Source organism: Aquabacterium humicola (assembly GCF_030167915.1).
Lineage (GTDB): Bacteria > Pseudomonadota > Gammaproteobacteria > Burkholderiales > Burkholderiaceae_C > Pseudaquabacterium > Pseudaquabacterium humicola.
The window spans coordinates 62,986-77,950 of record NZ_JARGNB010000013.1 but is presented as its reverse complement, the minus strand read 5'-3'; the positions used below and the strand labels follow the sequence as shown (position 1 = coordinate 77,950).

21 protein-coding genes, 10 tRNA genes and 1 pseudogene are annotated in these 14,965 nt (G+C 64.6%); 17 read left to right on the top strand and 15 right to left on the bottom strand.

Going from position 1 to position 14,965, the window contains the following annotated elements; translation table 11 throughout:
• The 3 genes and pseudogenes from P1K89_RS31830 to P1K89_RS33325 form a co-directional block, all read left to right on the top strand.
• Nucleotides 1–290 (top strand): annotated as a pseudogene (locus P1K89_RS31830) (transposase); the annotation flags it as partial.
• 206 nt (nt 291–496) lie between these two features.
• Entirely contained in the window at nt 497–775 is a 279-nt protein-coding gene (gene tnpB, locus P1K89_RS31825) for an IS66 family insertion sequence element accessory protein TnpB (RefSeq protein ID WP_284620576.1), read from the top strand.
• Nucleotides 776–1,259: 484 nt separating this feature from the next.
• Complete coding sequence (locus P1K89_RS33325; RefSeq protein WP_350082545.1) at nt 1,260–1,781, top strand: chemotaxis protein CheW; 522 nt, start codon at nt 1,260–1,262, stop codon at nt 1,779–1,781.
• Here the strand turns inward: P1K89_RS33325 and P1K89_RS31820 are convergent.
• Nucleotides 1,740–1,816, bottom strand: a tRNA-Arg gene (locus P1K89_RS31820). The two genes, P1K89_RS33325 and P1K89_RS31820, sit on opposite strands and share 42 nt — an antisense overlap.
• A gap of 8 nt (nt 1,817–1,824) precedes the next feature.
• Nucleotides 1,825–2,214: a hypothetical protein gene (locus P1K89_RS31815; protein WP_284620575.1), complete on the bottom strand. Its 390-nt coding sequence runs from the start codon at nt 2,212–2,214 to the stop codon at nt 1,825–1,827.
• A 335-nt stretch (nt 2,215–2,549) separates the two neighbouring features.
• Between P1K89_RS31815 and P1K89_RS31810 the strand changes: the two genes are divergently transcribed.
• The 8 genes from P1K89_RS31810 (at nt 2,550) to P1K89_RS31775 (ending at nt 7,627) form a co-directional block, all read left to right on the top strand.
• Nucleotides 2,550–2,634: transfer RNA gene (locus tag P1K89_RS31810), tRNA-Leu, on the top strand.
• Nucleotides 2,635–2,704: 70 nt separating this feature from the next.
• Nucleotides 2,705–3,520, top strand: coding sequence for a fatty acid desaturase family protein (locus tag P1K89_RS31805; protein WP_284620574.1), 816 nt, complete (start codon nt 2,705–2,707; stop codon nt 3,518–3,520).
• Nucleotides 3,521–3,769: 249 nt separating this feature from the next.
• Entirely contained in the window at nt 3,770–4,636 is an 867-nt protein-coding gene (locus P1K89_RS31800; RefSeq protein WP_284620573.1) for a lipase family alpha/beta hydrolase, read from the top strand.
• Complete coding sequence (locus tag P1K89_RS31795) at nt 4,636–5,583, top strand: lipase secretion chaperone (protein WP_284620572.1); 948 nt, start codon at nt 4,636–4,638, stop codon at nt 5,581–5,583. The genes P1K89_RS31800 and P1K89_RS31795 overlap by 1 nt, the downstream gene beginning before the upstream one ends.
• A 180-nt stretch (nt 5,584–5,763) precedes the next feature.
• On the top strand, nt 5,764–5,979 hold the full coding sequence (locus P1K89_RS31790) for a hypothetical protein (RefSeq protein WP_284620571.1): 216 nt from the start codon (nt 5,764–5,766) through the stop codon (nt 5,977–5,979).
• A 7-nt stretch (nt 5,980–5,986) separates the two neighbouring features.
• Nucleotides 5,987–6,160: a hypothetical protein gene (locus P1K89_RS31785; protein ID WP_284620570.1), complete on the top strand. Its 174-nt coding sequence runs from the start codon at nt 5,987–5,989 to the stop codon at nt 6,158–6,160.
• A gap of 4 nt (nt 6,161–6,164) precedes the next feature.
• On the top strand, nt 6,165–6,839 hold the full coding sequence (locus P1K89_RS31780; RefSeq protein ID WP_284620569.1) for a lytic transglycosylase domain-containing protein: 675 nt from the start codon (nt 6,165–6,167) through the stop codon (nt 6,837–6,839).
• A gap of 437 nt (nt 6,840–7,276) precedes the next feature.
• Nucleotides 7,277–7,627: an H-NS histone family protein gene (locus tag P1K89_RS31775; protein WP_284620568.1), complete on the top strand. Its 351-nt coding sequence runs from the start codon at nt 7,277–7,279 to the stop codon at nt 7,625–7,627.
• 22 nt (nt 7,628–7,649) lie between these two features.
• Here the strand turns inward: P1K89_RS31775 and P1K89_RS31770 are convergent, their stop codons facing one another.
• Nucleotides 7,650–7,955 carry a hypothetical protein gene (locus P1K89_RS31770; protein WP_284620567.1) on the bottom strand — a complete coding sequence of 102 codons (306 nt, stop codon included), beginning with the start codon at nt 7,953–7,955 and terminating at the stop codon, nt 7,650–7,652.
• A gap of 190 nt (nt 7,956–8,145) precedes the next feature.
• Here P1K89_RS31770 and P1K89_RS31765 point away from each other — a divergent pair, with 190 nt between their 5' ends.
• The 4 genes from P1K89_RS31765 to P1K89_RS31750 all read left to right on the top strand — a co-directional run bounded on the left by P1K89_RS31765 (nt 8,146) and on the right by P1K89_RS31750 (nt 9,800).
• Nucleotides 8,146–8,442, top strand: a complete 297-nt coding sequence (locus P1K89_RS31765; protein ID WP_284620566.1) for a hypothetical protein — start codon at nt 8,146–8,148, stop codon at nt 8,440–8,442.
• Entirely contained in the window at nt 8,439–8,705 is a 267-nt protein-coding gene (locus P1K89_RS31760; protein ID WP_284620565.1) for a HigA family addiction module antitoxin, read from the top strand. The genes P1K89_RS31765 and P1K89_RS31760 overlap by 4 nt, the downstream gene beginning before the upstream one ends.
• Entirely contained in the window at nt 8,702–9,130 is a 429-nt protein-coding gene (locus P1K89_RS31755; RefSeq protein WP_284620564.1) for a hypothetical protein, read from the top strand. The genes P1K89_RS31760 and P1K89_RS31755 overlap by 4 nt, the downstream gene beginning before the upstream one ends.
• 88 nt (nt 9,131–9,218) lie before the next feature.
• The gene (locus tag P1K89_RS31750) at nt 9,219–9,800 is read left to right on the top strand and encodes a plasmid pRiA4b ORF-3 family protein (RefSeq protein WP_284620563.1); all 582 of its coding nucleotides are present in this window, start codon (nt 9,219–9,221) and stop codon (nt 9,798–9,800) included.
• Between the two features lie 54 nt (nt 9,801–9,854).
• Here the strand turns inward: P1K89_RS31750 and P1K89_RS31745 are convergent.
• From P1K89_RS31745 to P1K89_RS31710, 8 genes are all read right to left on the bottom strand, one after another.
• Nucleotides 9,855–9,931, bottom strand: a tRNA-Ile gene (locus P1K89_RS31745).
• A gap of 23 nt (nt 9,932–9,954) precedes the next feature.
• A tRNA-Leu gene (locus tag P1K89_RS31740) sits at nt 9,955–10,043 on the bottom strand.
• A gap of 47 nt (nt 10,044–10,090) precedes the next feature.
• Nucleotides 10,091–10,166: transfer RNA gene (locus tag P1K89_RS31735), tRNA-Val, on the bottom strand.
• Nucleotides 10,167–10,205: 39 nt separating this feature from the next.
• Nucleotides 10,206–10,290: transfer RNA gene (locus tag P1K89_RS31730), tRNA-Leu, on the bottom strand.
• A gap of 11 nt (nt 10,291–10,301) precedes the next feature.
• A tRNA-Gly gene (locus P1K89_RS31725) sits at nt 10,302–10,375 on the bottom strand.
• A gap of 8 nt (nt 10,376–10,383) precedes the next feature.
• Nucleotides 10,384–10,473 (bottom strand) — tRNA-Ser (locus P1K89_RS31720).
• 5 nt (nt 10,474–10,478) lie between these two features.
• Nucleotides 10,479–10,555 (bottom strand) — tRNA-Pro (locus P1K89_RS31715).
• Nucleotides 10,556–10,586: 31 nt separating this feature from the next.
• Nucleotides 10,587–10,662, bottom strand: a tRNA-Thr gene (locus P1K89_RS31710).
• Nucleotides 10,663–10,910: 248 nt separating this feature from the next.
• On the opposite strand from P1K89_RS31710, the gene P1K89_RS31705 reads away from it, so the two are divergent.
• Nucleotides 10,911–11,282 (top strand): hypothetical protein, encoded by a 372-nt coding sequence (locus P1K89_RS31705; protein WP_284620562.1) that lies wholly within the window; start codon nt 10,911–10,913, stop codon nt 11,280–11,282.
• A 21-nt stretch (nt 11,283–11,303) separates the two neighbouring features.
• Nucleotides 11,304–11,546: an RNA chaperone Hfq gene (gene hfq / locus P1K89_RS31700; protein WP_284620561.1), complete on the top strand. Its 243-nt coding sequence runs from the start codon at nt 11,304–11,306 to the stop codon at nt 11,544–11,546.
• A gap of 57 nt (nt 11,547–11,603) precedes the next feature.
• Here hfq and P1K89_RS31695 read toward each other — a convergent pair whose 3' ends face one another.
• From P1K89_RS31695 to P1K89_RS31680, 4 genes are all read right to left on the bottom strand, one after another.
• Nucleotides 11,604–12,143 carry a hypothetical protein gene (locus P1K89_RS31695; RefSeq protein WP_284620560.1) on the bottom strand — a complete coding sequence of 180 codons (540 nt, stop codon included), beginning with the start codon at nt 12,141–12,143 and terminating at the stop codon, nt 11,604–11,606.
• Between the two features lie 257 nt (nt 12,144–12,400).
• Nucleotides 12,401–13,441 (bottom strand): IS481 family transposase, encoded by a 1,041-nt coding sequence (locus P1K89_RS31690; RefSeq protein ID WP_284620559.1) that lies wholly within the window; start codon nt 13,439–13,441, stop codon nt 12,401–12,403.
• Nucleotides 13,442–13,540: 99 nt separating this feature from the next.
• Complete coding sequence (locus tag P1K89_RS31685; RefSeq protein ID WP_284620558.1) at nt 13,541–13,963, bottom strand: integrase core domain-containing protein; 423 nt, start codon at nt 13,961–13,963, stop codon at nt 13,541–13,543.
• Nucleotides 13,941–14,699, bottom strand: coding sequence for a helix-turn-helix domain-containing protein (locus tag P1K89_RS31680; RefSeq protein WP_284620557.1), 759 nt, complete (start codon nt 14,697–14,699; stop codon nt 13,941–13,943). Before P1K89_RS31680 ends, P1K89_RS31685 begins: the two co-directional genes overlap by 23 nt.
• Between the last annotated feature and the right edge of the window lie 266 nt (nt 14,700–14,965).

Below are 14,965 nucleotides of genomic sequence, written 5' to 3'. Positions count from 1 at the left end.
CCCCGCAGCGGGATCTGATTCGCTCGAAGGCGCCAGCCGCGGCCGACCGCACCAATTGAAGAGTTCGACTTGGCAGTCCGACGGAGGAACTCGAACGTCTGGTCAACCGCGCGAAGTCCAGGGTGCGGGCGCGGGTTGAACACGTCTTCGCTGTCGTCAAGCGCCTGTGGGGCTTGGACAAGGTGCGCTACCGCGGCTTGGTCAAGAACGCCACGCGATCGTTTGTCGCGCTTGGCCTGGCCAACATCTACCTCGCACGCGGCACCCTGGGTGCTGGAGTCCGTCCGTGAGCGGCGTGGAGGGCGCTCGCGGCATGTCCCGAGTGTCGAAACATCCCATGCGGAGCTCGAATGCCGTCCAACTTCGCCCACAAATCATCAGTTCCGCACTCGATCTGCCGCGGCGACTGAAATCGGTGGCTTGATCAGCATTGCCCTATCGACAAGGCCTCGCATCCACAAGTGATGCGGGAGCAAGCGGTGCAGGAACTGAAGAAGTGGCGGCGTGCGGACAGCTGTTCGCCTTCGTCAACCCTCGTGCCACGCACATGAAGGTGCTGTACTTCGATCGCAGCGGCTGGTGCCTGTGGGCCAAGCGATTGGAGGCAGGGGTGTTCATCAGCAACTGGTCCAAGGTCCGGCACACCGAAATCGACTGGACGACCCTGAAGCTCATGCTCGAGGGCATCGAGCCCAAGCGGCAACTGAAGCGCTGTCGGCAAACGGTTCATGGGGCCGAATACCGTGGAGAGGCTGCAGCCGCCCCGATACCATGAACGCCGATGTCGATCACGCCCCCACGAGTGCCCACCGCCGCGGAGCTTGCTGTACTGGACGTGCAGCAGGTGGCCTCGATGCTGAAGGGTCAGGCGCAGACGATCGGGACCTTGCAGCGCCAGGTGGAGTGGTTCAGGCGCCAGTTGTTCGGGGCCCGGACGCGCCGCGCTCGGGTCGCCCCGCTACGGTCACGGCCGAGATGGAGTCGCGCATCGTGCAAGTCACGCCGCATGAGAAGCCCGTCAACGCCACGCACTGGAGCACGCGCACGTTGGCCGAGCACCTGGACACGGGTGCTACGACCGTGCGCCGCGTTTGGCAAAGCAACGGCCTGAAGCCGCACCTCAGCCGGACCTTCAAGGTCTCGCGAGATCCTCGCTTTGAGGACAAGCTGATCGACGTCGTTGGGCTATACGTGAACCGGCCCGAGCACGCCCTCGCGATGAACCGCGAGATGCCACACCGAGCAGGTGCGCCATTTGGTTGGTCTGCAGCGTCAGCGATCGCTCCTACGGCATCGACATGCGATGCGTGCAGGAGGTGTTGGGCTACGAACGGCCTTGCAGCATCGCGGGCGTGCCGGCCTACCTGGTCGGCCGCATTCGCCGCGGCCAGTCGATCATCCCCATCGTCGATCTTCGAGTGCGCGTGGGGGTGAGCAACCCGACCATCGGGCTCGTGACTGCCATCGTGGTCGCCAAGGTCGATGGGAGCTCCATGGGCTGCGTCGTCGACACTGCCAGAGAGGCGATCGAGGTTCCGGCGGATCGACCATCGCCTCGCCGTGCTGCTTGCCGGGTCGAGGTTGACGATGGCGAAGCCAACGCGCTGCGCGCGAACACCGTGCCGCAGCCGCTGGACGTTGAGGCGCTTGTCGGCGAGGTCTTGTTGATCCTCGAAGCTCGGTCGTTCGCGCCCCTACGCCAAGCAGCCCGAACGCCAGCGGGCTGGACACAGCTTCCGTGGTCCGCCCGGAGGGACTCGAACCCCCGGCCTGCTGCTTAGAAGGCAGCTGCTCTATCCAGTTGAGCTACGGGCGGAGGAATGCTCAGCGCTGCTTCGACCAGACAGGCATGCGGCGCAAGTAGTGCCGGGCCGCTTCTTCCGCTTGCCGGGCGCTGCGGCCCTTGCTCTTGAGCAAGTCGGTCGTCGCGGTGAGCACGACATCGTAGGGCTTCAGATCGCCCGACGGGGTGACGCAGTCATCGCAGAACGGGGCAGGTCGCTTTCTCATGCTTCCGAAAACCTCCGGCAGCAGGTTGCCGCAGCTGTGGCAGCTGAAGCTCAGCACCACCGAGGCAGGGTCGGACTCCTCGAGGTCCGACTCGATGAAGTCGGGATCCGGCTTGCTGCGAAGCGACAGCACCACACTGACGACCAAGACGACCAATAACACCGCGATCCCAGCGGTCAACGGCGTGGCGACGGCGACATCCATGACTCGATCTCCTGCACGATCCAGCGTGCGACAACGAGGACGCACGTCCAGTGTGTCGAGCCCGCGTTTCGCCTTCGCTGCGGTTTGGCCACAGCGTGTGTTCCAGTTGTTGGAGGGTGATCAAAAGGACGCGCTGCACCGGGTCACTCGGTGCAGCGCAAAGGCTGATCGGCTGAAACGTATGAGGAGGGCGTGGGTCACCAACACCCGCCGACCAGCGGGCAGAACTGTAGGGGCCGCAGGGGCGCCCCTGACCGGGGAAAGCGAGCCTTAACTGACCCCGATTTGTCCGGAAATAGTTGGACAGAACGATGATGACTGTTGGTGCGTCCACGGCGCGGGTGACGGAATAGGCAGACGTAGCGGGCTTAAAACCCGCAGCCGCAAGGCGTACGGGTTCGATCCCCGTCCCGCGCACCAACTTTCGTGCGGCGAAGGACGACGTGGCAATCTCAGCGTGCTGTTCACGCTCGCGCGTTAACGAGCGGCCATGCAGCCGGACATCCGTGCAGTCGAACAACGGACTGCACGGATGCCTGAAGCTTCCCTTTACCCCGCTCGAACCCGCGGTGCCGCAGCGGCGAGCAATCGTCGGTGGATGCTGGACGCCTGCCTTTGGTGGTCGGTAACCGGCGCGTGCCTGGCTGCTGCCCAGCTGGCGCCACTTTGGTTGCTGCCCCTGGCGTGGTGTGCTCTTGGAATCGCGCAACACGCGATCGGTACCCTCGCGCACGAAGGTCTGCATCGGCACATCCACACCAACCGTCGAATCAACGAGGCGCTCACCTGCTGCTGCGCCTGGCTCCTCGGCCTGAGCGCCAGCCGCTGGCGCCGGTGGCACTTCGAACACCACGCCCACGTCGGTACCGCGCGCGATCCGGAGCAGCCCTTGAAGCTCGCGCATCCGGCGAACTGGTGTCGCCGTCCTGCGACGCAGGCTCTTCGCGATGCGCTCGGCCTTTCCTTCATGGAGATGGCCGAGCTCTGGCTGGCAGTCAACCGTGGGATCGCCGGGCGTGCTGGGGCCATCCAGGGAACAGTTTTCGGCCTGATCGTCCTGGCCGGCGGCTGGCGCGTCGTCGCGATGTGGATCATTGCGCTCCTCACCTCCCAGGTTGTCGTCTTTCGTTTGCGCGCCAAGACCGAACACGACATCGGCCAACCAGGCACCAAGGTCACCCACCGGCCCGGCCTGCTCGCCAGGGCAACCTTCCTGCCCTGTCTCACCTGGCGCCACTACGAGCACCATCGGTGGCCTGGCGTGCGCTATTCGGAGTTCGGGGCGCAGCGCGAATTCTCCCGCTGAGCGCCACCGCGTTCGACGCCAGGCGCTCGCGTTGAAGTCGCCGAGGCTGGGGCGCGCGGAGTCGCGTTCCATCACAGTACGGGCGTGAGCCGGCGAGGCGGAGCCTCTGACGCGTGAAGGCAAGACGGCAGCGGCTCTTTCGCGCACAGTCGCGGGCCCTGCGACTCTGGGATGACTCTCATGGTTCGGTATGCGCAACTTGCACTGGTTGGCTTGGCGGTTAGCTGCGGAGTCTTCGCTGCGGGACCGGTGCTCGCCGCCGACGACTACACGAAGACGCGCTACCCCATCGTCCTCGTGCATGGCCTGTTCGGCTTCGACGCCGTCGGGCCCTTCGAGTACTGGTACGGCGTCGCGCCGGCGCTTTCCTCGGGCGGCGCGACTGTCTACACCTCGCAGGTGTCGGCGGCGAACGCGACCGAGGTGCGAGGGGAACAGCTGCTCGCCGAACTCAAGCGGCTGCAGGCCACCTACGGCCACACGCGTTTCAACCTGGTCGGCCACAGCCACGGGGGACCCACCGCGCGATACGTGGCCTCCGTGGCGCCTGGGCTGGTTGCCTCCGTCACGACGGTTGGCGCTCCGCACGCCGGAAGCAAGGTCGCCGATGACCTGAGCAAGGCCCTCGAAACCACGGGAACGAGCTCCAGGGCCGGAGCGGTGTTCGACGCCTTCGCCTCGCTGATCAGCCGGCTGTCCGGCTCGCCCGCGTTGCCGCAGAGCTCGATCAGCGCGATGCGCTCGCTGACAACGAGCGGCATGGCAGACTTCAACACCCGGTTCCCGGCGGGCAAACCTTCGGCCAGCTGCGGTCAGGGGGCTGCAACGGTGAACGGCGTGCGCTACTACTCGATCGGCGGAGCCTCGGTCCTCACGAACGCGCTGGACCCGAGCGACACCCTGTTGGGCTTGACATCGCTGAGCTTCAAGGGTGCGGCGAACGACGGCCTTGTTGAGCGCTGCTCGTCGCATTGGGGCACGGTGCTGCGTGACGACTACCCCTGGAACCACGCCGACCAGATCAACCATGCGTTTGGTCTGCGGGGGTGGTTCACCCCTGACCCGCTCGTCGTCTACCGAGCCCAGGCCAACCGCCTGAAGAACGCCGGCTTGTGATGCCCCGCAGGGCCGTCGCGATTGTCGCGACGACGGCGGTCGTGTCCGTGGTGGGGGGTGCGAGCTTCTTCGCCTCACAAACGACCTCAGAGGCCTCGACCGCCGTCGCGATTCCCGCTGCGCGAGCATCGAGGGCATCAGAACTCGCCGCTGTCGATGGCCGCCCATCGAGCGGCACCCTCGCCATCTCCGGATTCTCGCCCGCTGCCAATCCCTATGCAGCAGGCTCCCTCCGCGGAGCCGAACCCGATGGCGAGTTGCTGGCCACCGCGTCCGGCGCGCTGAAAGTCTCCGCTTCGGTTCGTCGACGCTTCGACCACTTGCTGAGCACCGTTGGCGAATTGTCGTTGCCCGAGATCACGGCGCTGATCCGGCGGCAAGCAGAAGCAGAGCTTCCGGCCACCGCGGTGCAGCAGCTGCTCGATCTGTGGGAGCGATACGTGAAGCTACAGGCTTATCGCTTCCGAAGCGCCGTGCAGCTTGACGACATGGCGACCGTGATGCCTGCATTGGAGGAGCGGTCGCGTGTTCGTCGAGAGCTGCTCGGGCCCGAGTGGGCCGAAGCATTCTTCGGTGATGAGGAGCGAGCGCTTCGGGAGCAGGTCGCCCGCGCCTCGAGCGGCTTGCTGCAAGAGCCGGCGAGCCTTCCCTTGTTACCCGCAGCTGCTCGCCGTCCCGCGTCGACCGATGACCTGCAGCTCGTGCACCAGCAAAGGGTTGCGACGCTCGGGGTGGAGGTCGCTGAAAGACTGCGCGAGGTTGATCGCCAGCAGGCCGACTGGGACAGGCGCCTTGAGCAAGTCCGGGCCGTCGTCGAGGTTTTGCGACGCTCTCCGGAACTGGCCGACGTTGCCCGGGGGGCCGCCATTGCGAGACACATCGAACTGCACTTCGATGCCTCCGAACGGCTGCGCGCTCGGGCTCTTCTGCAACTGCCTCCTGAATGACGGGGTGCAGGCCGCGGGCCGGCGGGTTTCGGCTTCGTCTGCTCATGGCGGAAGCGATCTACAAACGAAGCCAAACCCGCCCCGCTGCGAAACTCGGCTGATACACCCGTTGACCATACTTCCTACGACGAGCAAACCCTTCGCTGTGCAGGGCCCGCTCGGTGGCTGCAGGAGGTTGCGATGGGTGCGCTCCAAGTCAATGCGAACAACGGCTACGAGCTTCGGTTCGAATCTCTCTTCGTCGCCGGTCGCGGGTTCTCCTTCCCCTGCAATGCGCAAGGGGCGGTGGATCTGAACCAGCTCAGCGACCGGGCGCGCTGCAACTACCTGTTCGCCCGCGCGCTGGTGGGACGTGAGTTCGCAGCGCCGACGGTGGCGCTGGACATCGTTCAATGACCGGCGCATGCGAGCCGTGATCATGACCACCGAGCCGGGCCATGCGGGAAAGGCTGAGCGCGAAGGGAACAGTTCCTGGCCGGAGCAGGACGACCTCGGGGCCATCTTTCCGTTGTGCGGCAGCAACCTCGCTGGAGCGATCACGCTGATTTGCATGGCCTTGGCGTTCACGATGTTCTGACGCGATGGCGCACGCCGATCGGACCTCAGACGTCAATATCTCCAGGCGCCGGGCCGTCTTCGCAATCGCCGCGCTGCACCCGCCCGTCGTCCTGGCCTCATCGAGGTTGGTACTCGAGGAGGACTTGGTGGATGCAGTGCGCTCCTCGCTCAGCGCCGAACTCGAACGTGAAGCGCCACCGAAGCCGAGCTTCGAGGACCCTGCCGAGCGATTGGCCTACGACGCCTGGCATGCCAGGAGCAGCGAGCGACTGCGCTCCTACCTTCCGGAAGACGAGGCCCGTGGGGAGTTTGTCGATACTGTGTGGTATGAGAGTCGACGGGCCGGACTAGAGACGGGCCTCGTGCTGGGGCTGATCCACGTCGAGAGCGCGTTCCGGCGGTACGCCATCAGTCCCGTGGGTGCGAGGGGCTACATGCAGATCATGCCGTTCTGGGCACAGTTGCTCGGAGCTGCCGACGCGTCGAAGCTCTTCCATGTCCAGACCAATATGCGCTTCGGCTGCTCCATCCTGCGGCACTACCTGGAGCGAGAGCGGGGGAACTTGACGTATGCGCTCGGTCGTTACAACGGCCGGCGCGACGGCCAAACCTACCCGGCGCTGGTCTTCGATCGACGAGACCGGTGGCCGTCGCCGTCGCCGCCGCCGCCGCCGGCGTGGCGTCCACCTCAGGCGTAGGCCCATCCGAAGGGGCGCCTGAGCGACCGGAAGCAAGAAGGCGTTGCGGCCATGAGGTCAATCCCTCTCCTGACGAGCGATTCATTCGCAATACCGTCGGCCTCTTGTAAAGAGGACCGTCTCATGCGTTCATTGATCGCTCCGGGAAAGCTGCTCTTCGAGGAGGAGCTTCCGAACAGGGGGCTCACTGTCGAAGATGCGCAGCGTGCGTTGGGCTTGGGGCACTAGGAACTGGCCGAATTCTTCGCCGGCCGCGTCCGCATCACCCCGGAAATTGCCCAGAAGCTTGAGAGGTGGCTGGGCTCAGAGACCGGGCTGACGGCGGAGGCCTGGCTCGTCATGCAGCGAGCATACGATCGTCGTGTTCCGCCGGAACGAAGGGGGCACTGAACGCCCTCGGATGCGAAGCCAAATCACAAACACGCGAGTACCGTCATATGCCAAAGCACCAAACGCTGCCGGTGGTCCAGCAGCAGATCGAGGAACTTCAAAGGCGCGCAAGCGCACTGCGCGAGTCGGAGAAGGCCGGCGTTATCGATCGGATCAAGCACGCCATCGCGGTCTACGGAATCACCGCGCCCGATCTCGGCTTTACTGTTGCGACACGAGGCGCCGCAAGGGGGCGCCGTGGGAAAGCGAAGTCAGCTGTCGGCGTCGCGAAGTACAGCGACGGAAACGGGAACGCCTGGAGCGGCAGGGGGACTCGCCCGCGCTGGCTGCGTGAGGCTTTGCTTGCCGGCAAGTCGCTGCAGGATTTCGAAGTTTCCCGATCGGCCAATGAAGCCTGACGTCCACTTCGTACGCCGCGACCTATGGCAGAAGAAAGCCTGACGCCGAGCTTCGTCGAGGTTCTGCGGATGGTTGAGGATCTTCGGCCAACACTGATGTGGCGAGGCCGCCCCAGAAGTCGACCAGGCCATCTTCATACGCGACCGTCAGGAAGTCCAAAGCCTGCATTCCGGCGATCGTGACGGCAACGATCTGCATGGATTCGCCGCGAGGATAGACCGCCTGGATCCAGCCGTACGCTGCGAGCGCCCGAGCATCGTCGGCGTCGGTAGGCCCGACCTGCACGGGAAGCTGGCTCTTGGACAAGCGGTGCAGCAGTGCGTACATGCGAGCCTCCGGGTAAGCGCCGGAAGCTTTTGTTCACCGTCCGGCAAAGTCTTGACCTATTGCGTCATGCATCCATCCGAGTCATCAAGGAAAGACCCGATCTATCGCTACCACGCAAAGCGGGCGGCCGATGCCACACTAGTCCTACCGGGGAGAATTCCTCGGATCAGCGCATCAGGGGGAGCTTCGTATGCGTGGCCTGAGGTTCGACGGGCGAGAACTTGTGCTGTCCACCGGCAAGAAGCTCGACATCGGCAGTCCGGTGATCGGGCTGGAGCTGAGCGATCTGGCGCGGCGCGAGCGCAGTCTTGATCGCATCACGTACGGGTATGACGCCACGCTTTACACCGCGCGCGAAGCCGCGGCCGAGGGTGAGAAGGTAGAGCCGTCCTACCTCAGCGAGGCCGAGTGCCGTGAGATCGCTCAGTTCATGGTCCAGGCATGGGCCGAGTACCGGGACTCGATCTCGGCCGGGGGCTCTTCGTGAACCTCATTCATCCTGGAAAGGTGCTCTTCCACGAGGAGATGCGCCATCGGGGCCTGACGCTGGCCGATGCCGAACGCGCGCTGGGACTGAGCAAGGCGCAGCTGGGCGAGTTGTCGTCGGGCCGCTCGCGCATCACGCCCGAACTTGCCGACAAGCTCGAGCGTTGGCTCGGAGCGGACACCGGATCAACGGCTGCGGCGTGGCTCACCCTTCAGCAGGGGTTTGACCTCTGGGAGGACTTGTGCGCATCGAGGCCGCGATGACCGATTCCGATCTCTGGATCGAACCGCCGATCGCTGCATGGGGGCGGAAGTTCGCCGAGCTGGTTGTCGATCCCAAGGAGCGGCTCGATGTGCTCGGTGTGGCTGCACCGTCGACCGCGGGAGGCCCGTTGCCAGCGCGCGGCATCACGCACGTTCGTCTCGGCCCGGACGGGCAGATCGCGGCTGTCTTGTGGGGGGAGGTGACCGCGGCAACAAGCCCTGCCGGCCCTTTCAGGAAAGCAACGGTCGAGCAGCTTGCGGCGGCGATCGATGCAGGGGAGACGGTAGCGTTCTGGACGTTGACAACCGATGGGCGGAGGTCGTTCGGCGGAGTGATTCATGTGGAACGAGGCGAGGGCGGTCGACTGCATCTGGTCGAGGTGGGAGCAGGCGATCTCGTGCTGTTGAACCTGCCGCGCTTCTGAACGGATTCAGAACGGCGACCCGTCTGAAGCGGCCGAGCTCATCCCCGTGGTAGAGGCGTGGGCAGCTTCATTGGTACGCTTCGCTCCGATGAGCAAACCTCCACGTCGCCCCGAACCCCAACAGATCTACCAGCTGACCGTCGAACTGCAGCACATAGAGCCGCGGATATGGCGAACGATCCTGGTGCCCGACACCCTGAAGCTGGCCAGACTGGACCTCGTCGTCCAAGCCGCCTTCGGCTGGACCAACAGTCACCTGCACGAATGGCGGATCGGTTCCGCTCGCTATGGCATCCCCGATCCCGAATGGGGCACGCAAGAAGACTTGATCGACGAGCGGAAATGCACCGTCGGCAAGGTGCTGGGCGACGACGTCGCCGAGTTCACCTACAACTACGACTTCGGCGACGGGTGGGAACACCGCATCACGGTCGACCAGCGAAGTGCCGTGGAGCCCGAGCGCAATGCCTGGCCCATGTGCATCGCCGGCGCGAATGCCTGTCCACCGGAGGACGTCGGCGGTCCGCCTGGATACATGGACTTTCTGCAGGCTATGCGCGACCGAACGCACGAGGAGCACCTGCAGGTGTGGCGATGGTGCGGTGGCCCCTTCGATCCTGCCGCCTTCAGCCTCAACGATGCGAACCGCGCCATCCGCGACCTGCGCTGACGCCCATGGGAAAGATCACCCAGGCGGCGCTCGGCGCCGGTCGCCCGAGGGGTTTGGTAGGCCGTGCTGGGCTCGAACCAGCGACCAACGGATTATGAGTCCGCTGCTCTGACCAACTGAGCTAACGGCCCCCTGCAGATCGTCAGCGATGCTGTGGTGCGCGGGGCGGGACTCGAACCCGCACGCCGTGAGGGCGGCGTCAGGACCTAAACCTGGTGCGTCTACCAATTTCGCCACCCGCGCGAGAAGAATGCTGATCGGCGGCCCCTGCGATGCGCCGACGAGATGACTGGTGGGTCCTGACGGTCTCGAACCGCCGACCTACGCCGTGTAAAGGCGCCGCTCTACCAACTGAGCTAAGGACCCGGCAACTAAGTGCGTGATGTGCGCCAACCACCGCGCTGGTGGTGCCCAAGGAGGGACTCGAACCCTCACGTCTTTCGACAACGGATTTTGAGTCCGCCGCGTCTACCGATTCCGCCATCTGGGCAACTTGAGCTCTGGAGCGGGTGGCGGGAATCGAACCCGCGTCATTAGCTTGGAAGGCTAAGGTTCTGCCATTGAACTACACCCGCAGCGTGCCTGGAGGAGGGCATCGGATTCGAACCGATGGAGGGCTCGCGCCCTCGCCAGTTTTCAAGACTGGTGCCTTAAACCGCTCGGCCAGCCCTCCGTCGTTGGTCGGGGCGACAGGAATCGAACCTGCGACCCTCTGCTCCCAAAGCAGATGCGCTACCAGGCTGCGCTACACCCCGATCTGAATTCGCGTCGACAGAGTTAAAGAGCTGGTGCCGACTGTCCGAGTCGAACGGACGACCTTCCGCTTACAAGGCGGGTGCTCTACCAGCTGAGCTAAGCCGGCGCCGATCCTCCCAAAGCCAGGAAAGGTCGCCGCGAGGCGCAGAGCCGCCGCGGCGACGAAAGTCCGGCTGCTCAATGGGAGGGAGGAGAAGCCGCAGCCGGCGAAGCAACTCTACGCGCTTGGCGGCGTTTGGTCGGTTGCATTGGTTTCGGGGGGCATGTCGGCGGCGGGCAAAAGACGACGGAGCTTAACTTGCTCGGCGAAGCGCGGACCTCCTACGGGACAGCAGTCTTCGAAGAGGGGTCATCATGTCTCGCATTCAGCCCGACAACGTCGTTCAGCATCTTTCGCGCCTGCTGGGTGCCGGCGTCGGCCGGACAGCCCTTGGTGAGGGGAAGGTCGTGGGCCTGAGGCCCCAGCCGTTGCCGTACGAGCTTCCACCTGTCGTGGCCGACACGCCGGATCCGGCCCGTGCTGCGGCTATCGATACATTCGTGGTGTCGAAGCCGCGGCAGGAGCCCCTGACCTATTCGCGCCCGAGCCTGGTGGATGTGCCTGCGCGGGACCGTCAGGCGTCGGATCCGGCCGCAGCGCAGAAGGTGAGCGCCGCACTGCGTGAACCGGTGTCTCCGAACCCCTCGCTGCCTTCCCCGTCGCCTACCCGATTTGCCTGCGAGTGACGTGTGGCGAACGACGCTGGCATGGCAGTTGGCAGAGCTACCTCTGACCGCGAGAACCGGGTAGCGCAACATGCGCAGCTGACCCTTCTGGAGCAGCTTCGCTCCAGCCGGGCAGATGTCTCTGTCTATCTCGTCAACGGGATTCGTTTGCGGGGGACCATCGTCGGCTTCGACAAGCACACCATCTTGCTGGCGAGCGGCACCGCGAAGCAGCTCATCAACAAGTCTGCGGTCTCCACCGTGAGCGAAAACGTGCGCGCGTAGACGTTGGGGGCGCTGCAGGTCGCGTGGGCGCACGCGGGACCTTCGACGACGGCTAACTCAAGGGCTTGCCTTCGACTCTTCGACCTGTGTGAAGGTGGTGATGTCCAAGATTCGTGGGTGCTCACCGAACACCAGTCCTGGCAAGAGCCGTACGCTTTCCACCGTACCCCGCAGGTGCTCATCGCTTCGTCTGTCGGGGGCGGTGATGTCGAAGCCGAAAGAGCGCCAAAACGCCCTTCGTTCCTCTTGGCGCTGGGCGTCCCTCGCGCCGACGATGTGTCCTCGTATGGGTGTGCTCGGCGGATAGAGTACCTTGAGGAACTGGATCGCCGTGTTGACGGCCAGGGCGCTGAGACCCGCTCGATGCCACGGACTGCCTGGGGCGTTGCCGAAGATATCGACGACAGTGACGCGCTGCTTGCCTAACGAGACGAAATGCGTCACCGCAGGGCGGTGGTCATCCCCGACGTGCAAGTACACATCGAGCCTCCAGCCGCGCTTCAGTACCACCCGCACGCTGACGGTTGACTTTCCCGACAGGGTAGTGGTGTATGTCCCGTCCCGCAGCATGTCCCAAGAGCGAAGCAGCAAGGTCACGATGGTAGGGCTTCCTGACGTCGAACTGGAGCGTGTGTGGAGGGCGGGGCAAAGAGAACGATCACTCCTTCGATTCCCCGCGGCAAAAAAAAAGCAGGGCAGGTTGAACGGTTGAACACCCGGCTCAGTTCTCGGTCGTCGCCTGAGTGGTCGGGATGATGGGTGACAGATAGTCCGGGGTGATGGGTTACACGCGGCGCTTCAGTTGTATTGGCCGAGACTTGATCTGACACACGATCTGGCGAACGGTGTGGCGATCAGTGGTAGGCGATGAGCTTCTCCTTTGCGAGGTCGAGGGAGTCGAAGAAGGTACGCATGGGAGTCTTGCCGTAGCACCAACGGCCCTGATGCTCCCGCTGGTTGTTGTACTGGTCAAGCCATGCGTCGAGGTCGGCCTGCAGCGCCTCGATCGAGTCGTAGACCTTCTTGCGGAAGGCGATGCGGTAGAACTCGTTGAGCATCGTCTTGTGCAGGCGCTCGACGATCCCGTTGGTCTGCGGAGATTTCGCACGCGTGCGGGTGTGGTCGATGTTCTCCAGCGCCAGGTACAGCTCGTACTCGTGGTGCTCGGGGTTGCCGCAGTACTCGGTGCCGCGGTCGGTGAGCACGCGCAGCAGTCGGATGCCGTGGCTGTCGAAGAAGGGCACGACCCGGTCGTTGAGCAGATCGGCCGCGGGCAGTGGCGTCTTGCGGTCGTACAGCTTGGCGAAGGCGACCTTGGCGTAGGTGTCGACAAAGGTCTGCTGGTACACGCGGCCCACGCCTTTGAGCGTGCCGACGTAGAACGTGTCCTGGGCGCCGCAGTAGCCCGGGCACTCGGACTCGAACTCGCCGTGCGATTCCTTGTCGAGCTTGGCGCGCTCCAGCGCCGACAGCTGCGTCTCGGTCAGGACCAAGCCTTCCTGGGCGGACTTGGCTTCGAGAGCCTTCAGGCGCTTGATCATCGTCTGCAGGTCGTGGCGCATCCAGATGCTGCGGACGCCCTGGGGCGAGACGCTCAGCGCGTGCCGCTTGCGGACCTCGTTGGCGATGCGGACCTGGCCGTACGCCGGCAACTCCAGCGCCAAGGCGACCACGGCCTGCTCGACCTGCGGGTCGACGCGGTTCTTCAGCAGCGGCCGGCGACGCGAGATCTCCTGCAGCGCGGCCTCACCGCCCTTGTCGTACAGATCCTTGAAGCGGTAGAAGCTATCGCGCGAGTAACCCATGACGCGGCAGGCCTGGCTGACGTTGCCCAGTTGGCGGGCCAGCTCCAGGATGCCGACCTTGGCGCGGATGACCTTCTGTTCCTGAGTCATGGCGGACTCCTTCTGCTCTGGATGGCTGCCCCCAGCGCTACGGGCTCCGCCCTTCGCGCCGGGGCCAGCCATGAGGCTAAGAATAGACCGCTGTCAGATTTAGTCCAGTCCAGTGCACTTCAGTCTACCGAAGGCATCCTCGATCCTCATGAAGCGTTCATTGAGTCTGCCGAGCCTGTAGTTCGCGAAGTACACGTCCCACTGCCCGTCGTCGACCACTTCAAGGCCAACGTATTCACCGACCCTCACGCTGCTGACGTTGACCCAGTTCTTGCGCCAACGGATGCCCCCGTTGGCGCTGACATAACGAACCTCGAAGCGGTCCGAGTATTCCGGGGCAAGCAGCCTGCTGGGCATCGGCCTGGTCGCGACCACGTGCACGTCCGTGGGCGTCAGTCCGTCATGCGCTTCGTGCGGCCTGTCGTCGTTGAACTCCCCGCGCCAGGTGTTGAACTTCCTCTGCTGCGCTCGCGCGTTGGCCGCCGGCGGCTTCAGCGTCTCATCCTTGAGCGTGCGGTGCATCCTCTCGTGCCTGCCGTTCTGTTGCAGCTTGCCGGGCTCGATCAACTCGGGCATCACCCCCAGCTTCAGCAGCCACACCGACAGCTGGCTCAGCCTGCCCAAGCGAGTACGCCTCAAACGGCGCTCCGTTGTCGCTGCGCAGCCGGCTGGGCAGCCCATACTCCTTGAACACCCTCGTCAGCACCGCTTGCGTGGGCTCCAGCAGCGGCCCCGGCAGCCCCTGGCACGCCAGCAGGTAGCGGCTGTGGTTGTCCGTCACCGTCAACGGGTACAGGTACTTCCCGTCGCCTGTACGGAACTGCCCTTTGAAGTCCACGCTCCAGCTGTCGTTGGGCTTGTTCACCGCCATGCTCGGCCTGCCGGGGTGGCCCACCGGCCGCTGCCTCTTCTTGGCCATCACCAGATCGTTGCGCTTGAGAATCTGCGCCACCGTCGAGCGGCTTGGCAGTTCCAGTTCCGGCTGCCAACGCTCGAGCGTCCACAGCAGCTTCTTCGGCCCCCAGCTCGGGTGCCTAAGCCGCTGCTGCACGATCGCCTGCTCCACCTCGTGGCTCGTGCGGTGCGGCGATCTCTGCGGTGCATGGCTGCGATCCCACAGCCCGTCGGGCCCCTGCTCCAGGTACCGGTTGATCCACTTGTACGCCGTCTTGCGGCTCACGCCGTAGCGTGCGCACAGCTCCGTCACTTGGTGCTTCTGGCTGTTCCAGTCCTGAATGAATGCCACCTTTGCATCCATGGTCGTGGTCTCACTCCAAGGCATCGGGCCCCTCCTTCCAGGAGCCCTTCGTCCATCGGTGTGTTACCCATCATCCCGGACTGTTGTGTCACCCATCATCCCGGACCGTACCGCCAACACTGCAATCTCCACCGTGAGCGAGAACGTGCGCATGTAGATGGCGCTTGCTCCGCAAGGCCGGTTGCTCGCTTCCCGCGAAGGTCCCCACCTTAGTCGACGGTCGCGCGGCGGTCTCGCCCGGGTGCTTCCGGTCACCTATAAACGTG

Coding starts and splice junctions, on each gene's coding strand:
- P1K89_RS31815 (WP_284620575.1), bottom strand. CDS start 2,214: ATGGATGTCGCCGTCGCCACGCCGTTGACCGCTGGGATCGCGGTGTTA.
- P1K89_RS31805 (WP_284620574.1), top strand. CDS start 2,705: ATGCAGCCGGACATCCGTGCAGTCGAACAACGGACTGCACGGATGCCT.
- P1K89_RS31795 (WP_284620572.1), top strand. CDS start 4,636: ATGCCCCGCAGGGCCGTCGCGATTGTCGCGACGACGGCGGTCGTGTCC.
- P1K89_RS31790 (WP_284620571.1), top strand. CDS start 5,764: ATGGGTGCGCTCCAAGTCAATGCGAACAACGGCTACGAGCTTCGGTTC.
- P1K89_RS31785 (WP_284620570.1), top strand. CDS start 5,987: ATGCGAGCCGTGATCATGACCACCGAGCCGGGCCATGCGGGAAAGGCT.
- P1K89_RS31780 (WP_284620569.1), top strand. CDS start 6,165: ATGGCGCACGCCGATCGGACCTCAGACGTCAATATCTCCAGGCGCCGG.
- P1K89_RS31775 (WP_284620568.1), top strand. CDS start 7,277: ATGCCAAAGCACCAAACGCTGCCGGTGGTCCAGCAGCAGATCGAGGAA.
- P1K89_RS31770 (WP_284620567.1), bottom strand. CDS start 7,955: ATGTACGCACTGCTGCACCGCTTGTCCAAGAGCCAGCTTCCCGTGCAG.
- P1K89_RS31765 (WP_284620566.1), top strand. CDS start 8,146: ATGCGTGGCCTGAGGTTCGACGGGCGAGAACTTGTGCTGTCCACCGGC.
- P1K89_RS31755 (WP_284620564.1), top strand. CDS start 8,702: ATGACCGATTCCGATCTCTGGATCGAACCGCCGATCGCTGCATGGGGG.
- P1K89_RS31750 (WP_284620563.1), top strand. CDS start 9,219: ATGAGCAAACCTCCACGTCGCCCCGAACCCCAACAGATCTACCAGCTG.
- P1K89_RS31705 (WP_284620562.1), top strand. CDS start 10,911: ATGTCTCGCATTCAGCCCGACAACGTCGTTCAGCATCTTTCGCGCCTG.
- hfq (WP_284620561.1), top strand. CDS start 11,304: ATGGCAGTTGGCAGAGCTACCTCTGACCGCGAGAACCGGGTAGCGCAA.
- P1K89_RS31690 (WP_284620559.1), bottom strand. CDS start 13,441: ATGACTCAGGAACAGAAGGTCATCCGCGCCAAGGTCGGCATCCTGGAG.
- P1K89_RS31685 (WP_284620558.1), bottom strand. CDS start 13,963: ATGCACCGCACGCTCAAGGATGAGACGCTGAAGCCGCCGGCGGCCAAC.
- P1K89_RS31680 (WP_284620557.1), bottom strand. CDS start 14,699: ATGGATGCAAAGGTGGCATTCATTCAGGACTGGAACAGCCAGAAGCAC.